General features: G+C 52.5%; 22 protein-coding genes. 12 read left to right on the forward strand and 10 right to left on the reverse strand.

Going from position 1 to position 19964, the window contains the following annotated elements; genetic code table 11:
• Window positions 1-4: 4 nt before the first annotated feature.
• Genes C3F13_05275 through C3F13_05285 form a run of 3 tightly spaced genes read right to left on the reverse strand, consistent with a single transcriptional unit; the run spans window position 5 to window position 3392 of the window.
• Entirely contained in the window at window positions 5-703 is a 699-nt protein-coding gene (locus C3F13_05275) for a glycosyl transferase (GenBank protein ID PWB55133.1), read from the reverse strand.
• 27 nt (window positions 704-730) lie between these two features.
• On the reverse strand, window positions 731-1906 hold the full coding sequence (locus tag C3F13_05280; GenBank protein PWB55134.1) for a hypothetical protein: 1176 nt from the start codon (window positions 1904-1906) through the stop codon (window positions 731-733).
• A 16-nt stretch (window positions 1907-1922) separates the two neighbouring features.
• Window positions 1923-3392, reverse strand: a complete 1470-nt coding sequence (locus tag C3F13_05285) for a hypothetical protein (protein ID PWB55135.1) — start codon at window positions 3390-3392, stop codon at window positions 1923-1925.
• 160 nt (window positions 3393-3552) lie between these two features.
• Here C3F13_05285 and C3F13_05290 point away from each other — a divergent pair, with 160 nt between their 5' ends.
• From C3F13_05290 to folE, 11 genes are all read left to right on the forward strand, one after another.
• The gene (locus C3F13_05290; protein PWB55136.1) at window positions 3553-4626 is read left to right on the forward strand and encodes a hypothetical protein; all 1074 of its coding nucleotides are present in this window, start codon (window positions 3553-3555) and stop codon (window positions 4624-4626) included.
• Window positions 4627-4737: 111 nt separating this feature from the next.
• Window positions 4738-4899 carry a Flp family type IVb pilin gene (locus C3F13_05295; GenBank protein ID PWB55154.1) on the forward strand — a complete coding sequence of 54 codons (162 nt, stop codon included), beginning with the start codon at window positions 4738-4740 and terminating at the stop codon, window positions 4897-4899.
• 355 nt (window positions 4900-5254) lie between these two features.
• Complete coding sequence (locus C3F13_05300) at window positions 5255-5416, forward strand: Flp family type IVb pilin (GenBank protein PWB55137.1); 162 nt, start codon at window positions 5255-5257, stop codon at window positions 5414-5416.
• A gap of 199 nt (window positions 5417-5615) precedes the next feature.
• Window positions 5616-6776 (forward strand): hypothetical protein, encoded by a 1161-nt coding sequence (locus C3F13_05305; GenBank protein PWB55138.1) that lies wholly within the window; start codon window positions 5616-5618, stop codon window positions 6774-6776.
• Window positions 6777-6799: 23 nt separating this feature from the next.
• Window positions 6800-8053 (forward strand): hypothetical protein, encoded by a 1254-nt coding sequence (locus tag C3F13_05310; protein PWB55139.1) that lies wholly within the window; start codon window positions 6800-6802, stop codon window positions 8051-8053.
• 29 nt (window positions 8054-8082) lie between these two features.
• On the forward strand, window positions 8083-9492 hold the full coding sequence (locus C3F13_05315; protein ID PWB55140.1) for a type II secretion system protein E: 1410 nt from the start codon (window positions 8083-8085) through the stop codon (window positions 9490-9492).
• Between the two features lie 30 nt (window positions 9493-9522).
• On the forward strand, window positions 9523-10521 hold the full coding sequence (locus tag C3F13_05320) for a secretion system protein (GenBank protein PWB55141.1): 999 nt from the start codon (window positions 9523-9525) through the stop codon (window positions 10519-10521).
• Between the two features lie 25 nt (window positions 10522-10546).
• A complete protein-coding gene (locus tag C3F13_05325; GenBank protein ID PWB55142.1) occupies window positions 10547-11494 on the forward strand; it encodes a type II secretion system protein in 948 nt (315 codons plus the stop codon).
• Between the two features lie 56 nt (window positions 11495-11550).
• Window positions 11551-12288 carry a hypothetical protein gene (locus C3F13_05330; protein ID PWB55143.1) on the forward strand — a complete coding sequence of 246 codons (738 nt, stop codon included), beginning with the start codon at window positions 11551-11553 and terminating at the stop codon, window positions 12286-12288.
• A gap of 96 nt (window positions 12289-12384) precedes the next feature.
• Entirely contained in the window at window positions 12385-12948 is a 564-nt protein-coding gene (raiA, locus tag C3F13_05335) for a ribosomal subunit interface protein (GenBank protein ID PWB55144.1), read from the forward strand.
• A gap of 73 nt (window positions 12949-13021) precedes the next feature.
• Complete coding sequence (folE, locus tag C3F13_05340; protein PWB55155.1) at window positions 13022-13660, forward strand: GTP cyclohydrolase I FolE; 639 nt, start codon at window positions 13022-13024, stop codon at window positions 13658-13660.
• Here folE and C3F13_05345 read toward each other — a convergent pair.
• The 6 genes from C3F13_05345 to C3F13_05370 form a co-directional block, all read right to left on the reverse strand.
• On the reverse strand, window positions 13657-14016 hold the full coding sequence (locus C3F13_05345) for a dihydroneopterin aldolase (GenBank protein PWB55145.1): 360 nt from the start codon (window positions 14014-14016) through the stop codon (window positions 13657-13659). The two genes, folE and C3F13_05345, sit on opposite strands and share 4 nt — an antisense overlap.
• Before the next feature lie 112 nt (window positions 14017-14128).
• On the reverse strand, window positions 14129-15478 hold the full coding sequence (locus C3F13_05350) for a hypothetical protein (GenBank protein ID PWB55146.1): 1350 nt from the start codon (window positions 15476-15478) through the stop codon (window positions 14129-14131).
• A gap of 32 nt (window positions 15479-15510) precedes the next feature.
• Complete coding sequence (gene rpsR, locus C3F13_05355) at window positions 15511-15765, reverse strand: 30S ribosomal protein S18 (GenBank protein ID PWB55147.1); 255 nt, start codon at window positions 15763-15765, stop codon at window positions 15511-15513.
• A gap of 80 nt (window positions 15766-15845) precedes the next feature.
• Window positions 15846-16241 carry a single-stranded DNA-binding protein gene (locus tag C3F13_05360; GenBank protein PWB55148.1) on the reverse strand — a complete coding sequence of 132 codons (396 nt, stop codon included), beginning with the start codon at window positions 16239-16241 and terminating at the stop codon, window positions 15846-15848.
• A gap of 20 nt (window positions 16242-16261) precedes the next feature.
• Entirely contained in the window at window positions 16262-16546 is a 285-nt protein-coding gene (gene rpsF / locus C3F13_05365; protein ID PWB55149.1) for a 30S ribosomal protein S6, read from the reverse strand.
• A 146-nt stretch (window positions 16547-16692) separates the two neighbouring features.
• A complete protein-coding gene (locus C3F13_05370) occupies window positions 16693-17670 on the reverse strand; it encodes a hypothetical protein (protein ID PWB55150.1) in 978 nt (325 codons plus the stop codon).
• A 119-nt stretch (window positions 17671-17789) separates the two neighbouring features.
• Between C3F13_05370 and C3F13_05375 the strand changes: the two genes are divergently transcribed.
• Window positions 17790-18248 (forward strand): hypothetical protein, encoded by a 459-nt coding sequence (locus C3F13_05375; GenBank protein ID PWB55151.1) that lies wholly within the window; start codon window positions 17790-17792, stop codon window positions 18246-18248.
• Window positions 18249-18259: 11 nt separating this feature from the next.
• On the opposite strand, the gene C3F13_05380 is transcribed toward C3F13_05375, so the two are convergent.
• A complete protein-coding gene (locus C3F13_05380) occupies window positions 18260-19447 on the reverse strand; it encodes a hypothetical protein (GenBank protein PWB55152.1) in 1188 nt (395 codons plus the stop codon).
• Window positions 19448-19964: the final 517 nt, after the last annotated feature.

The raw sequence follows: 19964 nt of genomic DNA on the forward strand, positions 1-19964 counted from the left end.
CCGCTCAGCCTCGATGGAAGAATCGACAGCGGATCAAGGTGTATATGGCTTCATAGCCATCCACCCACGATATCTTCTTGCCAGCCTCGACCGTGCGAGGGGAGTAGGTGATCGGGACTTCCAGGATCTGGTACCCTTTTTTCAAAAATTGGGAGGTGATTTCCGGCTCGAAATCGAAACGGACACAGCGCAGGCGGATACCATCCAGAGCCTCACGATAGAACATTTTATAAGCGGTTTCCATGTCGGTGAGGTGCCCGCCGAACAGCAGGTTGGAAAGAGTGGTTAGAAATCGGTTAGCGAGGCGGGAAGTGCGGTTCAGCTTTACTTTTGAGTGCAAGAATCGGGAACCATAGACTACCCTGGCCCGCTGATCAAGCAAGGGGGAGAGTAAGCGGGGATATTCGCTCGGATCCAGCTCCATATCGGCGTCCTGGATGGTGATGATATCGCCTGAGGAAATGGCGATGCCCAGGCGCACTGCTGCGCCTTTGCCCAGGTTGGTGGGTGAATGGTACGCGATCAATCCCGGATACCTGGCCTGGAGATCTTGGATAATGTCTTGGGAGCGATCGCGCGATCCATCGTTGGAGATGATGACCTCTTTATCGACTTCTCCCAGGTTCACAGCATAAACACCTTCCACCACCTTCTCTAGTGAATCCGCTTCGTTATATGCCGGTATGATGATGCTGAGTTTCATCCTTTTCCTCTCAAGGCCTGAGGCTGCTCACGGGATCCAGGTCTGCAGAACGTATACGACCAGCAGGAATAACATGGCAATCGCGCTGAGGGCGATTACCACCAGCCTGATCCAGGGTATTTTGATTACGGCAGCCAGGCTAATAAAAATTGGAAAAGCGAGGTAGAGGTGCCTGGGTAAACCCATGTATGGGTGAATGGTGCCGGTATAGTAACTGAAACTGACCAGGAAAATTTGCAGCGAATACAGCCGGTAACTTATCCGCATTCTGGTCCAGGAAATGCCCAGAAGGATCACAAAAAGTACTCCCAGGCAGATGTCCACCCAGATATCGATATCGGGCTGGGTCACCAGTTTTTGATAGGTAGCTTTCAATGCCAGCCAGGGCCAGATGAACTGCTGCTCAGGTACCACCTTAGAAGCGCTGGGAGAGATCAGGGTCGAGTAGATAAACTGTTGGAATGTCTTGTAACCAGCCTGCAGGTCGTTCAGGATGATTGCCCGATAAATGAGCCAAAGTAGCAAGCCAGACGGGATCAGCAGGAGGCTGAGCCAATCACGCCTTTGTTTCCGCAGATTAGCTGCCGTGCGACCTGCATTCTCCCAAAGTTCCCAGGCCATGGGCACCAGCAGGAATATTCCTTGCTGGCGGGTTAAGGCTGCCAGGCCTCCCATTATCCCAGCCAGCCACCAGGATTTATTAAGCAGGAAGAACATAGTCAGCACAGCTAACAGGAGAAAAACAGCTTCTGAATAGGGCGCAAACAGGATCAATGCAGGAGGTGCAAAAGCAAATAACATCAGGGCGAAGGTCGCATCATTTCGGGGCAGGTCGATTTGGGCGAGCTTGAAGAAGAAATAATAGACTGCTATCCCAGTCAGCGAGCTCACCAGCAGCAGGCTTATGGAAGATAATAATCCAAGCCTAGCCAAGGGGATTGCAAGCAAGGGATAGAGCGGGTGGAACTGGGCGGTGCCATCCGTAGCAGAATAACCGTGGGTGACGATCGTCTGGTACCAGAGCGCATCCCAGCGTATCCAGGGAGAGACGAAGACTCGCTCGAGCCATTGGCTCACGGGTACAGACGGTGGGAGCATTGCGACCATCTTCTCGAGCGGGGTGAGTGGCTTGAACGAGGAGGTCATCGCAGCTGTGATGCTAGTCAGAATACGCATGAAGAGCCAGATGATGAGAGGGGTCATAGCTGCAGTTTCGCGGTCACTTCATGGGTGTTAGCAGGAGTGCGTCAGGCTCTTTATCAATCTGGTAGTTCGCTTCCAGGGCGTTTATCACGGGCATTGGCCAGCAGCAATCCTTATACAGAGTGGTGCCACCGATGATGATCAAGGGGAACTCACTCTTTTCGATCTGGCTGACCAGGGCATCTGGATCCCACATCCCGGCGTTATAGAGCTCACCATATTCGAAAGGCTGGTAGTACACTGCCTGGTCGGACAAGACGATCAGGTCCATGTAATCATCCGATAGCACAACGCCATCCTTCACTGCGGTCTGGACTTTCTCTTGCAGGTTGGCAGAGTTAGGTTGTTTGCCCCACAGATCGAGTGAGGTCATCCGGGCTAACCCGTAGCCGTTCGCCAGGACCCAGATCGTCTGAATGGCTACCAAACAGAAGATTGCCCATTGGACGGTCTTCTTGTGGTGGATAATCATTCCTAACCCGAGACCACACCAGATGGCACAGGCAGACATGAGCTCCAGCAGGTAATTTACATTCGAGCCTATCTTTCCGATGGTAAATGCGGAGAATAGCCCACCCAGAGTGTAGAAGAGCAACCCTGAATAAACAAATGGTTGTCGTAAGAGCCCGATCTGTTCCGTCGGTGACGGAGCGAACCGCGAGAAAATGGTCAGGATCACTAGGATAAGTGTGGCAAACAGTACGACAGGCCACAGCAAGAATAACTGTGCGCTGGTGGACAGTGTATGGGCCAGGCTATATTGATTGATATTCGACATCACAATGTTTATATAGAATCCACCCTGGGTTAGTGCATTAATCGTTCCAAAAATGGCCAGCCCAGCAGCGGACAAGGAAATGATGAACACCAAGGCTTTCTTGCGATCAATGCACCATAGCCACGCGAAACCTGCCAGTGGACCAGCCAGAAGGTAAGTCTGGCGGGTGAAGGCGGAACACAGGAAGCATAAGCCGCCGAGGATCAGGCTGGGAAGGGTAGCTTTGTAGCGGAAGAGGATCCACAGGCCGAGCAGGCTGAAAGCCAGCGCCATGAGATCCACCCGAGCCAGGGACGACCAGAAAAGTACGTACGGTTGCCCAAGGAATAATGCCGCGCTGAAAACTCCAAACCAGCGCTTGCCGGTGAGCCGGTTGGTAAACAAGCCGATGATATATCCGCTGATCAGTGCAAACATTATTGAAGTAATGCGGCCCGCCTGGAAAAGGGGAATTCGCGAAACGAAGTTAAGCACTGCCACGAAAGCAGGATAAAGTGGTGGATAATTGGAGATCACATAGGGTGGCTGGTTAAGATCAGCCTTGTACAGGGGTGAAAGATCCTGGATGCGCCTTGCTTGGTCCACCAGCGGTGCCTCACCATAATCTGCACCAAATGGAAACCGTACGGTATCGATCGACTTCCAGGCAAACAAGGCGATAACCAGGCACATGTAGACTTGGATGTATGCTTTTTCAGTTTTTACCATGTTCTTCCAATGGTCAAAGGTTGATAAAAGAATTATACATGAGGAGTTAATCCGTACAATTATTAATATTGTTAGCCTGATAGTTGCTCAGCGGGTTTTACTGTGCTATACTCGCTTACAGCCAATACGGAACCAACAGGCGATTTGAGGAGCACAATTAATGACTTTGCCAAGCAAAACTCTCGATCCAGATGAACTTTCCAGCATTGAAAAGCTCAAGCAGGAATGCCAGCTTGAGCTGGACCAGGCTCAGAAAGAACTTAAAGATATTGTCATGTTGATCGAGCAGAGTCAACTCGAGATCACCAGGATCCAACAAAGAAACGCCTCGATATCAACGCACCTTCAGCAGATCCAAACACAATTCGAATCAGCCTCTAAAGCTGATATCCGCAATGCCTATGATGCCGCCCTAGAAGCGCAGCAGCGGTTATTTGTGATGCGAGGGCAGATCGACAAGCTGCAGAGCGACCATACTCGTATCGAGCATTACGTGGGCATCCTGGAAAATATCACCCAGGTCCTCGAATCAGGCGCAGCCAACCAGAAGGGTTCCAATCCGGAACAGCAAGCACTTGGAAAAACTGTGGAGATGATCATCCAGGCTCAGGAAGCAGAACGTGGCCGGCTAGCCCGCAAGATGCACGATGGACCTGCCCAGGCGCTGTCTAATTTCATCCTACAAACCGAAATCGCCATGCGGTTGTTTGACATTGACCAGGCCAAGGCGAAGGAAGAGCTGGCGGGGGTGAAAACGACCGCCTCATCCACCTTTCAAAAGGTGCGCGATTTTATTTTTGACCTGCGTCCCATGATGCTGGATGACCTCGGCCTGGTACCTACGATCACACGGTATGTAGAAACCTTTAAGGAACAATCAGGCATCGAGGTGAGGTTGGTTACAACTGGAATGGAACAGCGCTTCGAATCTTATGTCGAGGTGATGATCTTCCGGGCGATCCAGGAATTATTGGCAAATATCGCGCTCCACAGCCAGGCGAGCCAAGTGATCCTGCAGATCGATTCTTCCACAGAAGGGATGCGGGTGAGCCTGGAGGATAATGGGAAGGGATTCGACGTGGATAAAGCCCAGGAAAAGGGTGGCATGGGCTTGAAAGTGATCCGTGATCGGGTGCAAATGCTGGGGGGATCGGTGGAAGTACACAGCACGGTGGGCCACGGTGCCCATGTATTATTCCAGATACCAGCGGTCAATGCTTCCGCCTTTGCATAAATGCAAGGAAGAATTAAGCCTAAGATATTGATTTTTTTTGAGAAATTGCATATAATGTTTCTAACTTTGGAAATAATCCAAAGTAATTTGCAGGGAAAGGAGGAAAAAGCCATGTTGTTCTCACCGAAGGAAAAGGGTCAGGGTATGGTCGAATATGCTTTGATTATTGTATTAATTGCGATTGTTGTCATTGTTGTTCTTACCCTGCTCGGTACTCAGATTTCAGCAGTCTTCAGCCAGATTTCTTCAGCGCTTGGTGCAACCGGAGGGTAACCTCATCTTCATCTCATGGACCCGCCTTGGCGGGTCCATTGCATTTAAATCTGCATCTGATTTCAGGTGTGATTTTCGCACAATGTGAGCGGTATGGTTAAGATGATCCTATCTTTCTAAGGTGGTCTAGTGGTATGAGGACTAGCCTAAGTCTCATATTGTTTAGAACAATAAAACACAATCGATTAACACATCCACCTCTAGCAGGCATTATTTCATAATCTGGCCTACATTACTTTCATATCTGTTAGGGATTATTCACCGTTTTGGTCTTGAAATTAATAATGAAATAATTTATAATTTAGTAAGATTTTGTGATTCTCAAAGGAAATTAAGGGAAAGGAGGTATAAAGCGATGTTGTTCTCACCTAAAGAAAAGGGTCAAGGTATGGTCGAATATGCATTAATTATTGTTCTAATTGCGATCGTTGTTATCGTTGTTCTTACCCTGCTCGGTACCCAGATTTCAGCAGTCTTCAGCCAGATTTCTTCAGCGCTTGGTGCAACCGGAGGGTAATTTCATCTCTCAGACTTTGGACCCGCCGAGCCGGGTCCAAATTTTTATTTAAGTCTGGCTTAAAACTTGCAGCTACAGGGTGGTAAGGTTGGTAATCATCTGTTTCAGGGGTCATAACCCCTTCGCTTGACTTCTGGCATAATGGTCGTATGATTAATTTTGCAGGCAGTTCTAGAATAACCGATCGTGGGAGGCAGAAATGCGTCGTGGAAGAATATTCCTATTATTGGCATTGATCATAGTCGTTGCCCTTGCCCTGGTATATTTCGTTTTCAGCAAGGGATTGTTAACGCCGGGTGGGGGTACCCCCCAGGGTACAAGCGAGCCGCAGTTCACCCCAACCCCAGTGAACACCACCAAGGTTGTGGTAGTCACCCAGCAGGTGCAGCGCGGTGAGATAATCACCGAAGATAAGCTGGATTACTATGATGAGCCATCTGACCTGGTCTTGCCGATCATGTACACCAATACTGCCGATGTGGTCGGGAAAATGGCCCGCTACACGCTAGATCCGTATACTGTGGTGACATCCAACCTGGTGACCGACTCACCCGTTACTGAGCAGGGCTCAGATGATGCCCTATTTATTTCTCCGGGAATGGTGGCAGTCTCGATCCCGATCACCCGCCTGTCCAGTGTATCGTATGCCCCTCAGCGTGGTGATCACGTAAACGTCATCGTTACCATGCTGTTCGTGGACCTCGATCCGGCCTGGCAGACAAAACTGCCCAATTGGACTGGGAATGTGATCGGACCTGCGGGTGGAGGTGTGTTGGAAGGTGGTGCTACTACAGACCGGACTGCGCTAGATACGTTACTCGCCCAACCCTTCCGCGGCGCATCGGAACAGGGCCGGACTGAAACCGACCAGCTGATGAACCAAACCTTTTATCTGCTGCCCTCCGAATCGCAACGGCCGCGTTTGGTGAGCCAGACTCTGATCCAAGATGTGGTGGTGCTTCAGATGGGCAACTTCCTGACCCCGGCGGAGAAAAACGCCTTGGAAGCCACCCAACCAGCGCCCACGGCCACACCAGAACCAGGGGCTGAACAGCCTGAACAGGTCGCTCCTACCCCCACACCTATCCCTGCGCCTCCCGATGTGATCACCTTGATCGTCTCCCCACAGGATGCAGTGACTTTAAATTACCTGATCTACAGTGGCGCAGAGCTTACCCTTGTGCTGCGTAATCCGAAGGATACAGAAACCAACGGAACCGAGGCTGTAACCTTGACCTACCTGCTGGATCAGTATAATATACCCATACCTGTGAAGTTGCCCTATGGATTTGAGCCTGCGGTGGAAGCACTGGTGCCACCGGTACTCCCGAATGACAGTACTCCAACCCCACAACCATAACTTACCTTCAGCGGAGATGTTCTGTGGTTGATACGGAAAAGATACGCGTCGTCATCGTTGATGATATCTCTGAGACCAGAGAAAATATAAGAAAATTACTGCAATTCGAGCCGGACGTCGAAGTTGTCGGTGTCGCACGGACCGGTCATGAGGCAATTGATATCTCGAAGGATGTGAAGCCAGATGTCATCCTGATGGATATCAATATGCCGGATATGGATGGCATCGCTGCCACCGAGATCATTCGAAAAAACGTACCTTTCACGCAGATCGTTATCCTGTCCATCCAGAACGATCCCAATTACATGCGGCGAGCCATGCTGGCGGGTGCCAGGGATTTTCTGACCAAGCCTCCTACCATCGATGAGCTCAACTCAGCTATCCGCCGGGCAGGTGCAAATGCGCACGAAGAACGCCTGAAGATCCCTCAGGGCGGCGGTACCCAGGTTGCCCGGGTTGGCGGGGTGAGCTCGGCCTTGCTAGGTGGGACAGGTGGCAAAGTGATCACCTTCTACAGCCCAAAAGGCGGCTCGGGGTGTACGACCCTGGCAACCAACCTGGCTGTATGCTTGAACAATGAAGACACCTCCGTGGTGATCGTCGACGCCAACCTGCAATTTGGAGATGTAGCGGTATTCTTGAATGAACAGGGGAAGTTCAGCATCCTTGACCTTGCCCCCCGGGCAGATGAGCTGGACCAGGAAATCGTCAACAGTGTCACGGTCCGCCATTCACAATCAGGGATCAAGATCCTCTCGGCCCCAATGAAGCCTGAGCAAAGTGATATGGTCACAGCTGACCAGTTTTCCAAGGTGATCCACTTCTTGCGCAGCATGTATTCGTACATCATCATCGATACAGCTTCCGCACTGCAGAACATCACTGCCAGTGCCATCAACAACAGCGACCTGCTGGTCCTTCTGACTACCCAGGATATCCCTTCCATCAAGAACTCCAGGCTCTTCCTGGATGAGATCGATGCCCTGGGTTTTGAACGCAGGCGGATCATCTTCGTGATGAACAAGTTCGATAAGCGCATCGGGATCACGCCTGAAAAAGTGAGTGAGAATTTGAAGCAGGAAATTGCTGCAGTCATCCCCTTTGAAGAGCGGGTGATTGTCTCGGTGAACCGGGGGATCCCGTTCCTGCTGGTGGATAAATCTCGCCCGTTATCGCGCTCCATCCTCTCTCTGGCTGAGGTGGTGAGGAAGCGCATCTCCGACCTTGAAACCCAGGCTGATGACGTCAGTTTGGGAAAAAATAACGGTAAAAAATAGACTTTAATTGGTGAAGCGGAGGAAGTGAAATGTCTCTCCTGAAGCGAATTGAGCAGGGAAAAACCGTCCAGGCACCTACAACTGGCCAACCGGCAGCTCCAGCGGCACAGCCAAGCCTGGTGACTTTACCACCTCGTCGGGTGGTCCCACCAGGGGTCGGTGCACAGAAAGACACCTACACTGACCTGAAAACCCGCGTTCAGAACCGCCTGCTTGCTGAAATCGATCCCTCCATGGATATCTCACACACATCCGAGGTACGCAGCACAATCCAGGACCTATTCGAGCAAGTGCTGGCTGAGGAGAACATCGTACTTTCACGACCTGAACGGCAACGGCTATTTGAGCAGATCAGCGCCGAGATCCTGGGGTATGGACCCATCCAGACCTTGTTGGAAGACGATACGATCACCGAAGTCATGGTCAATGGGGCCAAGAACATCTATATCGAGCGAGCTGGCAAGATCATCCGCGTCCCCGTGGCATTTGAGAGTGATGAACACGTTTTACGGATCATCGACCGCATCGTTGCTCCCTTGGGTCGAAGAATCGATGAATCCAGCCCCTACGTGGATGCCCGTTTACCGGATGGCTCACGTGTCAATGCTGTCATCCCACCAATCTCACTGGTCGGTCCGGTGCTAACCGTGCGTAAATTCGCCAAAAACCCGATCACCCTCGAACAGTTGATCGAATATGGCACGATTACCCCCGAGGCGCTACAGTTCCTAAAGGCTTGCGTCGAATCGAAATTGAATATGGTGATCTCTGGCGGTACCGGCTCTGGGAAAACCACCCTGCTAAATATCCTGTCCCAATTCATCCCCGGTGATGAGCGCATTGTGACCGTTGAAAACGCGGCCGAGCTACAGCTGCGCCAGGAGCACGTGGTGACGCTCGAGTCTCGCCCACCGAATATTGAAGGCCGGGGAGAGGTGACTATACGGCAGCTGGTGATCAACTGCTTGCGTATGCGTCCTGACCGGATCATCGTAGGTGAAATCCGTGATGAGGCAGCCCTAGACATGTTGCAAGCGATGAACACCGGCCATGATGGCTCGATGACCACCGCGCACTCGAACAGCCCGCGCGACACCCTGGCCCGTATGGAGACCATGGTCATGATGGCGGGGATGGAGCTGCCGGTACGGGCGATCCGTGAACAGGTCTCTTCAGCCATTAACCTGATCATCCACGAAGAAAGGCTCAGGGATGGCACCCGTAAGGTGGTGAACATTACCGAGGTTTCCGGCATGGAAGGTGATGTGATTACCATGACGGATATCTTTGTGTTCGAACAATCCGGTTTTGAAGGTGGGAAAATTATCGGTAGGCTACGCCCGACTGGATTACGCCCGAAATTCATGGACAAGATCGAAGCGTCGGGGATTCACCTGCCTCCATCGATTTTTGGTATTGGGGAACGCAGGCGTTATTAAACCCTCCCACTGGTGAAGCTGAGGTAAATTATGGGACCAACAACAATTCTGATCCTGGGCGGTGTGGTAGCCATCATCCTGCTGGTGATCGGATTAATTGTTACGGCCACAGAACAAAAGTCGTTGGTTGACGACCGGCTTGAATACCTTGAGTCAGACGAAACAGGTCCAATAGTCCCCAGGAAGGCTGTCATCGGCGAATGGGTCGGGAAGCAAGCCACACGCTATACCTGGGGGCAAAGCCTTGGTCGGTCACTAGCGCGAGCCGATATCAAGATGAAGGTCGGGGAGTTTATCCTTATGACGGTCATCTTGACCCTGGTTGGTGCCTTGATCGGTTGGTTCCTGGGTGGTGGTTCGGGGATCGGTAAGGGAGTCGATTCTTCCCAGGTTCTCATGGGATTGCCTGGTATCATCATTGGTGGGGCGATCGGTTTCTTTGCCCCGACGATTTACTTGAAACGGCAACAAGGGAAGAGACTGCTTAAATTTGATAACCAGCTGGCGGATATGCTCAGCTTAATGGTGAACGGTTTGCGGGCCGGATATTCGATCATGCAGGCCCTGGAAGCCGTCAGTCGCGAGCTACCCCCTCCTATCTCGGATGAGTTCCGCCGGGTGGTGCAGGAGATGCAGCTAGGTATTCCAATGGATGTCTCGCTGGATAACTTGATGCGCAGGATCCCCAGTAAAGACCTCGACCTGGTGGTGACTGCCATGAACGTACAGCGCGAAGTGGGTGGCAACCTGGCTGAGATCATGGAGAAAATATCGCATACAATTCGCGAGCGCGTGCGGGTGAAGGGTGAGATCCGCGTGTTGACCTCCCAGGTAATGATGTCAGGTAGGCTACTGGCCATCATGCCAGTCGCCGTTATTGTGCTTATGTATTTCATCAACCGTCAGTACATGATGCGCTTCTTTAACCCAGCCACGCGCATGTTTGGTATCCCCGCCCTGATCATTGGGGCGATCATGATCGTCATCGGCTATTTCACCATGCAGAAGATCGCAAGTATCGAGATTTAGAGCAACTGTCACCGGAGATTGAAAAATGGCAACATTACCCTTACTCATTATTGGTATCGTGATCGTGATCGGGGCGATCATCCTGGTGATCGTGGGGATAAAATCTCCACAGGGGTCAGATCCCCTGGAAGATCGGCTAGCGGAATTTGCTTCTCGAGGTGAGACCGCCTCGCTGGAAGAGATCGAGATGTCTCAACCATTCTCCCAGCGTATTGTCATGCCCATCGCCAAAAGGCTGGGGGAGTTCGTGATGCGCTTCACTCCACAGAACGCCATAAATTCCATGTCGAAAAAGGTGGAGCTGGCAGGGAACCCGGGGAACCTGGACCCAACCATTTTTTTTGCCCTACGCTTCGTGGGCATCCCCTTTGGGCTCATATTCATCTTCCTTGCCAGAGTTGCTCCTCCGGGAAGCTTCCTTTACGGGAAGGGCTTGTTATTAGGGCTGCCAGCTGCAGTCCTTGGATTCTATTTACCTGACCTGCTGCTGCAAAGTAAGATCGATCGCCGGCAGAAGGAGATCCGCAAGGCTATGCCAGACGGCTTAGACCTGCTGACCATCTGCGTGGAGGCAGGCCTGGGATTTGATGCCGCCATGGCCAAACTGTACGATAAGTGGGATAACGAACTGGGACGGGCCTTTGGGCGGGTGGTGCGCGAGATCCAGCTGGGAAAACTAAGGCGAGAAGCGCTGCGGGATATGGCTGACCGCCTGGGAGTATCAGAAATGTCAAGTTTTGTTGCGGCGGTGATCCAAAGTGAGCAGCTTGGTGTAAGCATGGCCCAGGTGCTGCGCATCCAGGCTGACCAGATGCGCGTGAGACGCCGCCAGCTGGCTGAGGAAGAGGCGCATAAGGCCCCGATTAAGATGCTTCTACCGATGGCGATATTCATCTTCCCCGCCCTGTGTATCGTGCTCATGACCCCAGCTTTCCTGATCCTGATCGAAACTGGCGCTGGTCCGTTGGGTTGATGAAGACCAAAACGTTACTTTTCATTGCATCTACTAATATCTAGACCGATGGGAATATGCCAGGGAAACTGGCTTATCGACTTTATCGCTTGATCTGGGAAGCCCTGGATTGGGTCTATCCTCCATCCTGCGGTGGCTGCGCAAGACCAGGTGTACGCTGGTGTGAGGCGTGCGAGCAGCAGACCCACGAGCTTATTCAACCATTCTGTCCCATGTGTGGAAATCCCAGTGTTGAAAACAAGCTTTGCCAGCGTTGCCGGGAAACACAGCCATTTTTCACCCAATTGCGCTCCCATACCGCATTCGCGGGGCCGATCCGGGAAGCGATCCACCGTCTTAAATATGGTGGAGACATGGGCTTGGGGGAAGGATTAGCCAGTCCCATGGTCAGTAGCCTGCAAAAGCTTAACTGGTCATTAGACCTGGTCACAAGTGTCCCTCTGGGTCTTGTTCGTTTGAAGGAGCGTGGATATAATCAGGCTTCATTGCTTGCCCGACCGATCGCCCTGAGTATGAGCCTGCCATTTCGTCCTCGTGCCTTGCAGCGGATACGAGAGACACGCTCGCAGGTGGGGCTCAATGTCAATGAACGGCGAGCAAACATGGTCGATGCATTCCAGGCGAATAAACGCATTGTGGAAGGTAAAAGCGTCCTGGTCGTAGACGATGTGGCGACCTCGGGAGCGACGCTCAATGCTTGTGCAAAATCACTACGCGAAGCCGGGGCGACCATTGTGTATTGTTTTACATTGGCACGTGCCGTATACTCACCCGAAATGCAAGATGCTGCCTGATGGTTGAGTGGGTGAGATAAAAATATTACAGTTGCAAAATCTATAAGATTATTGATAAAATCTTATCAGTGAAAATATAATTTAGGAGAATATCCAATGGCGCTCGATGTACAGGTTTTTGGTCGCAACATGGAAGTCACAGAACGGATTTCGGATTATGCAAAGAAGAAGGTGTCAAAACTGGACCGATTTTTAGGCGATATCGATGAGGCCCGGGTAGATGTAGCCTATATCAAGTCAGCACGCAGCGCCGGTGACCGGCAGGTGGCACAGATCACGGTGCGCGGCAAAGGTTATATCCTGCGGGCAGAGGAGCGTTCGGATGATATCTTCACCGCTCTCGATTCGGCTGTTGAAAAGATCCAGCGCCAAATGGAGCGCTACAAGGGCAAACGGCAGAAAGGCCGAGGGGATGGTAAGCCCGCATCCGAGGTCATTCCCGCCGTACCGCTCGAGGAGACTGAAGAAGACCGCTCTTTGATCGTGCGGCGAAAGAAATTCGTTCTCACCCCGATGGATGAGATGGAAGCGCTGGAACAGATGAAATTGCTCAGTCATGAGGACTTTTTTGTCTTCTTCAATTCAATCACTAAATCAGTCAACGTGCTATACCTGCGCCGGGATGGCCTGTACGGCCTGATTGAGACCGAGATACGCTAACGTTCTGTAGACAGCCGGCGGAGGTTGTTATCTAGAGCTTGTGGATGCTAAGCTAGAAGGAAATGGTGAAAGCATGGCAAACGAACGTACGAATACCAATGAACTCATGGACGAGATGCCGCCCTCCAGGGACATGGACCTCGCATCGATCGAGGCTGCGGTCACCCAAACGCTGGTGGCTTTTGGTGAGAACCCGTCGCGTAAGGGACTGCTTCGCACACCTGAGCGAGTGGCCAAGATGTACACGGAACTGCTCTCTGGCTACCGAGTGGACCCCAATAAGGTCATCAATGATGCCCTGTTTGAGGTCACCTATGACGAAATGGTGATCGTGCGCGATATCGAGTTCTACAGCATGTGCGAACATCACATGCTGCCTTTCATGGGACGGGCGCATGTTGCCTACCTGCCCAGCGGGAGGGTGATCGGTCTGTCCAAGATCCCGCGTATCGTGGATGTCTTCGCCCACCGCCTGCAGGTGCAGGAACGCATGACCAGGCAGATCGCCGATTTCATTAATGATGCCCTGGAGCCCAAAGGTGTCGGCGTGGTAGTTGAAGCGCTGCACCTGTGCACCATGATGCGTGGTGTTAAGAAACAAAACGCCCGCATGACCACTTCTGCGGTGCATGGGGCATTCCGGCGGAGTTTAGCCACCCGCCAGGAGTTCCTGGATAATATTTCACGCGGCTCAGAGCCGATGCGCTTCTAAGCTAGCTCTCGGCTGCGTTCGATCTCCACGCCAACTGATTGTGCAAAACGGACCGCTCCGGGTTTCTCGACCCGGACGGTTGTTTTTAAGACCCGTTTGTCCGCCAGGCAGATGTCAGCGATATCCTCTGCCAGGGCTTCTACCGTGAAGCGCCTGGCGCTTTCAGCATGCCGGATCACCTGCTTGGTCACTGCGCTGTAATCGATACACTCAGCGATGTCATCGCTGGCAGCTTGCTTGCGTTCCTCTGTGAATAGCACGATGTTGATCAGGATGTCCTGGGGCTTTTCACGTTCCCAGTCATGGATGCCCAGGATGCCGCGGGCCAGGATATCCTTGATGATCACCTTATCCATATTTCCCTCGTTTGTCGTTTGATTTACCAGTATACCTCAGGATTAAAAACACAGTGTGGGAGGGAGCGACCCTTCCACACTGTGAGATATGACATAATCAGTGACGATCTGCTTAGGGTACTTGCGTCGGTGGGATCGTCGGGCTGGTTGGTATCTTGGATTTCCAGGTGTCAAAGATCTGGGCGTTGTACGTTGTCTTCTGTGCTTCGATCCAATTCGTGAAGGTGGTCTGCTTCAGCGTTTCGAAGTCGGAATCCGAAAGCGTGCGAACTTCGTGGCCGAGCACCTGGAAGATCTCGTACCCATTGGCGGTGGCGATAGGCTCGCTGATCTGGCCGATGGCCATGCTCCACACGATATCCTCGGCATTCGTATCGAGCGTGCCCTTTCCGAACCACCCCAGGTCGCTTGTGTTGGTTGTGCCGGAGTACACCTCAGTAGCGATGGTCTCGAAGCTCTCGCCGCTCTGCAGCCGGTCGTAAATGGACTGCGCCTGGGCTTCGTCGGTCACCACGATATGGCGCGCCCACACCTGGTCCTGCTGGCGTGAAACGTCGGCGGTGACGGCGTCATAGACCTTAGTCCGTATCAGCTGCATGGTCAGGATCCAACGCATGTCAGATTCTGACAGGTCGGCAACCGATTTCATGTTCGCTTGGTAGGTCGCCACGTTATTCGCATAGACCTCGGTCGAGTAGACCGTGGGGGTGGCGGAGGGGGTGCTGGTCTGGGCGGGTGTCGTCGTGGCTGCCGCGGTGGCAGTCGGTTCTAATGTAGCTGCCGGGGTTGCCAGGCTCTGGGTCAGGCTGAGCGTGGGGGTGATGGTGGGCGTGGCGGTTGGCGCGGTCGTTGCGGTCGGGGGGATCAAGGCGATCTGGGTCGGGTTGAGGGTCGAGGTCGGCACCGGCGCGCTGGTTGGTGCAGTGGTGGGTGTGCCGTTGGGATAGAAGCCCATGTAATCCTCAAATGCCTTGTCCACCTCTTCCGAGCTAACGGTGATGCCGCGCTTCTCAGCTTCCTTCTGGATCACCTCGTTGGCTACCAGGTAATCGATCGCGCTTTGGCCAATATTGGTGTCCTGCAGCTGGTATTCGATCTGCGACTTCAGCTGCTGGATATAGCTCAAGCTCGACTGGTCGCTGCCAAAGAGCTGTTCCAGCTGCTGGTAATACTGATACTGCTGGATCCACTGCACGCGTTCATAGCGGGCAAAGGTCTGGAACTGCCTGCTGGTGACCACCTGGTCACCCACCTTAGCTACAGGCTGCCGGGGTTGGACCAGGTATGTTTGGACCAGGCCGTATCCGATCAGCCCCACCACAATGACGATCACCGCAATGCTGACGATCAGAATGTAGCGGTTTTGCAGCTTCTCGCGCTGCTGGCGGGCGAGGTGTTTCTTAGTAACGATTTGACTTTTCTGTCCTTTTGCCATTTTTTTCCTCACTGATCGAGTGGACATGCTTGTCACCCGATCAATCTCTTGTACCTCGCTTATCGCAGGACTTCGCCGGTGAAAGGCAACAGGGCCAGGTGGCGGGCGCGCTTGACGGCGCGGGCGATCTCACGCTGATGCTTGGCGCAGGCACCCGACTGGCGGCGTGGGCGGATCTTGCCGCTTTCGGTGACATAGCGCCGCAGGACATCGACCTGCTTGTAATCGATCTTTGCACTTCGATCGGTGCAGAATTGGCAGACCTTGGGCTGCGAATAAAAGCGCCGCGGGCCACCACGTGCATCGGTGTTCATTTCATTAGTATCCACTTGTTCTAACTCCTATATTTCAATCAAATAATTCTCTGAGTGACATTTCCATCCTGGCCTGAAAACTAGAAAGGATATTCCTCTTCTTCGGGCACTTCTGGTTCACCGCTGCTTTCACTGGCTTCACGTCGTTCACCGAGCACGATCATCTCGTTGGCGACGATCTCCACCGAAGTGTGCTTGTTGCCTTCCTGGTCCTCCCAGTGGCGCGACTGCAAGCGGCCTTCAATATATACCTGCTGGCCCTTGGTGAGATACTGCTTACAGATCTCGGCCAGGTTGCTCCAGGCGACCACGTTGAACCATTCGGTCTCGACGTGTTTTTCACCCTCAGAGGTGTTCCAGGTACGGCTGGTGGCGACGCTGAAGGTGGTCACCGGCCGGCCGGATGGTGTATAGCGCATCTCGGGCTCACGCCCAAGATTGCCAATGATCATTACTTTGTTAAGCCCTCTGCTCATATAAGACCTCGGGTAAACAACTAATCAACACTGATCAATAAAAAGCGCAGCACGGGTTCCAGGAAACGCAGGTTGCGTTCCAGGGTAGCGCCAAACTCGGGTTCCATCTGGGTCTTGAACAGCACGTACTGGCCTTCTTTCTGCTTGCGGATGCTGTAAGCCAATCTGCGCTTGCCCCACAGGTCCACCTTGGAGATGATGCCACCGGCTTCCGTGATCCAGCCACTGACCTTTTCTACAACGTCTTTAAGCGCCGTATCGTCCAGGTCGGGATGGACAATGAAAACCAATTCATATTCACGCATGGGAAATTCCTCCTTTCCTCGGGTATGCTCCTGGATCTTGCCGGGCGGCTCACCAGGGGCGGAAAGCAGGCCTGTGTGATCTCAGGCCTGGCACAGCCGCTAAATATATCATAGAGGCATGTTTTTGGATAGAGGCAAAGGGTGGATCAGCGGGCTTCTGTCAGCTCTTCAAGTAAATTACGGTAATACAGGTAATTCTGGAAGGGCACATCCTCCCTCACCCGTCCATCAGCCAGGGGCAGGTAGCCACCATCCTGGAGCAGCGGCGGCACTACCTTCATTACAATCCGCTGAATGTCGTCAGGTGATTGGCGCAGACTGTCAGCATCGATGCCGCCGATCAGGCGTAAGTCTTTCCCGAACTCCTGGCGGATCGCGCCGTAATCCATGGCCTGGGGTTCGGTTTCACAGGCCCACAGGACGTTAAAACCCGCCCGAACAACGCCAGGCAGCAGCACGCGCGTGTTGGCATACGTGCGGTAGATGAACCAGCGGATGCCATGCGCCCGCAGCATCTCCAATATGGGCAGGTAGCTCTTCAGCACGAATTTCTCGTACATCGCCGGGGAGATGAGCGGGCCGTGGTTGCCGCCGATGGGCTCGCTGAACAGCACCGCATCCACTTCGACTTCATCCAGAACCCGCTCCGCCAGGGTGCAGGTGAAATCGGTATAGGTTTTCATCCAGGCTTCCACAAGCTGGGGGTCATCCACCAGCAGCTGGACCGCATCATTAAACCTCCGCCAGCCATGCACGCCCAGGGTCAGGAAGTAGCCACGCTGCAGGCGCAGGATCAGCGGGTAGTCCCTTGAGCGCCATGCCTGCACCCTTTGCTTCCAGTCGGCCGGCAGCCTCCTGGGGTCAGATGGGTCGAGCCGCTTTACCAGCTTTTTCAACCCCTCCAGGCGGGTGGGCCAGCGGGTGGGGGCGGGAAGTGGCTCGAGATTTGGCTCGATCTCCTCGCGCCGGTCGAAGCGGATCAGGTCGGAGAGCTTCTCATGGCGCGAAAGACCCTGGGTATACCAGGTTTTTAGCACTTCATCCCGGATGCCATCCTCGAACAAGGGTGGGCGTGAAGGTATATAATTATTGAGCGTAGCGAGAAAACGTTGGCGTGCGTTCATTTGTGTTTCCAGGCATTCGATACCAGGTAGTATACAATGGATTAAGGCTGACGGGTGGGTGATCAAGCGATCGTTCGAAAGAAGTTGTGGCGTGAATACCCTCAGAACAGGTCACAGACATGCTAAATGATCTGGCCAGGCGCCTACGGGGCAAGCGGACGGTTATCCTGGGGATTGGCAATCCGCTCATGGGGGATGACGCGGTCGGCCCGACCCTTATGGACTCCCTGCACGGTCGGGTGGAGGCGGCACTGATCAACGCCGGCGAGGTGCCTGAGAACTACATCAGCGCAGTCAAAGCCGCCCAACCGGAAGTGGTGCTGATCATTGTCGCCCTCGAGCTGGGGACCGACCCGGGCTGCCTGGCGGTGATGGATGCTGACCGCCTGCGGGCGATCGAGAACTTCACCCGTAACCCCGGCCTGGCCTTCCTGGCGGTGATGCTCCAGGACGAGACCGGGGCGGAGGTGATCCTGGTGGGGGTGCAGCCGAAGGCCACCCACTTCGCCGCCGAGCTGAGCATGCCGGTGCACCAGTCCTTGAAAAGCCTGGAGGAGATGCTGGTGGGGTTGTATTAGTGGATTGGGTGCTAAGGGGTGCTGAAGCTGGAGCTGCAATCCCCAACAGGTGATTTAAACGTCACCGTAACAGAAGCTGACGAGGGCAGCATACCCGAGGAACCATTGCACGAAGCGGTGCCATCCCCGTCGTCATCTTGGGCGTTGCATTCAGCATAACCAGGGTATTGTGGACTCAAAGATATACTGAAACCGTAGCCAGGGGCGGAGAAATGCGCCGAGAAATTCAGGATGACAGCAAACCCCGGATCGATGGTGGATGGATCCACCGAGCAGGATTCAATGACGACAGGGGGTGGTGGTGGCGGAGGTGGCTGTGTAGGCGTGTTCGTAGGGGTGATGGGTGTAAAAGTAGGATAGGTATGCTCGTGAGTAGGTGTTCGTGTAGGAGTGCGCGTCCTCCTTGGGGTAGGTGAAGGAGAATCGGTGAAAGTCGCAGTCGCCGTAACGGTAAACGTCATGGTTGGTGTGTGAGATGGGTGTGGTGTTGAAGTAGGTCTCGGCGTATAGGTAGACAGGGTCGTGATTGTTGGAGTTGGCGTAGCTGAGGCAGTTCCTGTCGGGGAAAGTGTATTTGTCAGGCTGACCAAGGGATCCACGCCAGCTGCGGGCACACCGCTATTCAGGATCTTGAGAAATCCAAATGCCAAGAGGATCAATATGATCACAATACCGATTCCTGCTCCAATGATACCGAGCACGGTTTTATTTATCCTTGAGTTGTTTTGAGTTGGTATGTCTTCGAATTGCTCAACATACACTTGTTCACGCAGTGGTGGGTAAGCTTGTTGAGCAGGGATCGGTTTGACTGGAGGTGCAATCCTGTTCACTTCAAATAGATAGTCACCCACTTTATCCCTGACTCGGCCGATTAATTTTTGGTAGATAAAGTTAATGGGTGAGAATTCAGAATCTTTAATAGTCACTACCTGTTTCGCGCCTTTCAGGTTCCATTTTCCACCCCAGCGCTGTATCATGAACTCACCCAGGTAACTTCCCCAGATCGTGGCTGTGGAATATACCAGCCCTCCTTCGCCTTCATCCCTGCGGTCTGAAAACCCCCAATAGATCTTCTCCAGGATCGTTTCCAATCTGGAGATGCTCTGATCAGAATAATCTAGGTCGAAGTTATATCTGTCCTTGGCTGTTCGAACTGCGTAATCAGCCAATTTTCTCATTTCAGAATTAATATCTGACATGGTATTTTTCTATTTAGATCATGACCTTGAGAATAATCGCTATAATTAAATGAATGTTTTTATTATATTACTGAGTTTACTTGATGGGACACTATAAATGCTACCAAAATTTTACAATTTTCAAAAAACATGAGAAATTAAAAATTCTCACCCATTGGTTGACAAAAAAGTGGATCTACTGCATATGAATACTTCTCGAACACACTCGGTTGTTTGACAAATCTATTATTTCCTATTAAGATTTGGCTCTGACCATTATCATATAGACTATCTACATGGTTGATACGGGGGGAAGACACTACATGTACCGGTTATGAGAAAGACGCTGATCAAACACCTGTGGTGAAAATTATATCCAAGAACAAACTTGTTTAATATTTATAGGATACCCGTCATAATTTCATTATCAGCATGAAAATTCCATAATACATAAATGAGCTATTAATATAAACATCGCTATGTTACGGAGTAATCATTTGACAATGCACCACCTAAGGATTACGCAACCTTTTTTCTG

This window comes from Anaerolineales bacterium, from assembly GCA_003105035.1.
Classification (GTDB): domain Bacteria; phylum Chloroflexota; class Anaerolineae; order Anaerolineales; family UBA4823; genus FEB-25.

What these genes read in the sequence shown, in the direction of transcription:
- C3F13_05275 (PWB55133.1), bottom strand. Translation starts at nt 703, where the DNA reads ATGAAACTCAGCATCATCATACCGGCATATAACGAAGCGGATTCACTA.
- C3F13_05280 (PWB55134.1), bottom strand. Translation starts at nt 1,906, where the DNA reads ATGACCCCTCTCATCATCTGGCTCTTCATGCGTATTCTGACTAGCATC.
- C3F13_05285 (PWB55135.1), bottom strand. Translation starts at nt 3,392, where the DNA reads ATGGTAAAAACTGAAAAAGCATACATCCAAGTCTACATGTGCCTGGTT.
- C3F13_05290 (PWB55136.1), top strand. Translation starts at nt 3,553, where the DNA reads ATGACTTTGCCAAGCAAAACTCTCGATCCAGATGAACTTTCCAGCATT.
- C3F13_05295 (PWB55154.1), top strand. Translation starts at nt 4,738, where the DNA reads ATGTTGTTCTCACCGAAGGAAAAGGGTCAGGGTATGGTCGAATATGCT.
- C3F13_05300 (PWB55137.1), top strand. Translation starts at nt 5,255, where the DNA reads ATGTTGTTCTCACCTAAAGAAAAGGGTCAAGGTATGGTCGAATATGCA.
- C3F13_05305 (PWB55138.1), top strand. Translation starts at nt 5,616, where the DNA reads ATGCGTCGTGGAAGAATATTCCTATTATTGGCATTGATCATAGTCGTT.
- C3F13_05315 (PWB55140.1), top strand. Translation starts at nt 8,083, where the DNA reads ATGTCTCTCCTGAAGCGAATTGAGCAGGGAAAAACCGTCCAGGCACCT.
- C3F13_05320 (PWB55141.1), top strand. Translation starts at nt 9,523, where the DNA reads ATGGGACCAACAACAATTCTGATCCTGGGCGGTGTGGTAGCCATCATC.
- C3F13_05325 (PWB55142.1), top strand. Translation starts at nt 10,547, where the DNA reads ATGGCAACATTACCCTTACTCATTATTGGTATCGTGATCGTGATCGGG.
- C3F13_05330 (PWB55143.1), top strand. Translation starts at nt 11,551, where the DNA reads ATGCCAGGGAAACTGGCTTATCGACTTTATCGCTTGATCTGGGAAGCC.
- raiA (PWB55144.1), top strand. Translation starts at nt 12,385, where the DNA reads ATGGCGCTCGATGTACAGGTTTTTGGTCGCAACATGGAAGTCACAGAA.
- folE (PWB55155.1), top strand. Translation starts at nt 13,022, where the DNA reads ATGGCAAACGAACGTACGAATACCAATGAACTCATGGACGAGATGCCG.
- C3F13_05345 (PWB55145.1), bottom strand. Translation starts at nt 14,016, where the DNA reads ATGGATAAGGTGATCATCAAGGATATCCTGGCCCGCGGCATCCTGGGC.
- C3F13_05350 (PWB55146.1), bottom strand. Translation starts at nt 15,478, where the DNA reads ATGTCCACTCGATCAGTGAGGAAAAAAATGGCAAAAGGACAGAAAAGT.
- rpsR (PWB55147.1), bottom strand. Translation starts at nt 15,765, where the DNA reads ATGAACACCGATGCACGTGGTGGCCCGCGGCGCTTTTATTCGCAGCCC.
- C3F13_05360 (PWB55148.1), bottom strand. Translation starts at nt 16,241, where the DNA reads ATGAGCAGAGGGCTTAACAAAGTAATGATCATTGGCAATCTTGGGCGT.
- rpsF (PWB55149.1), bottom strand. Translation starts at nt 16,546, where the DNA reads ATGCGTGAATATGAATTGGTTTTCATTGTCCATCCCGACCTGGACGAT.
- C3F13_05370 (PWB55150.1), bottom strand. Translation starts at nt 17,670, where the DNA reads ATGAACGCACGCCAACGTTTTCTCGCTACGCTCAATAATTATATACCT.
- C3F13_05375 (PWB55151.1), top strand. Translation starts at nt 17,790, where the DNA reads ATGCTAAATGATCTGGCCAGGCGCCTACGGGGCAAGCGGACGGTTATC.
- C3F13_05380 (PWB55152.1), bottom strand. Translation starts at nt 19,447, where the DNA reads ATGTCAGATATTAATTCTGAAATGAGAAAATTGGCTGATTACGCAGTT.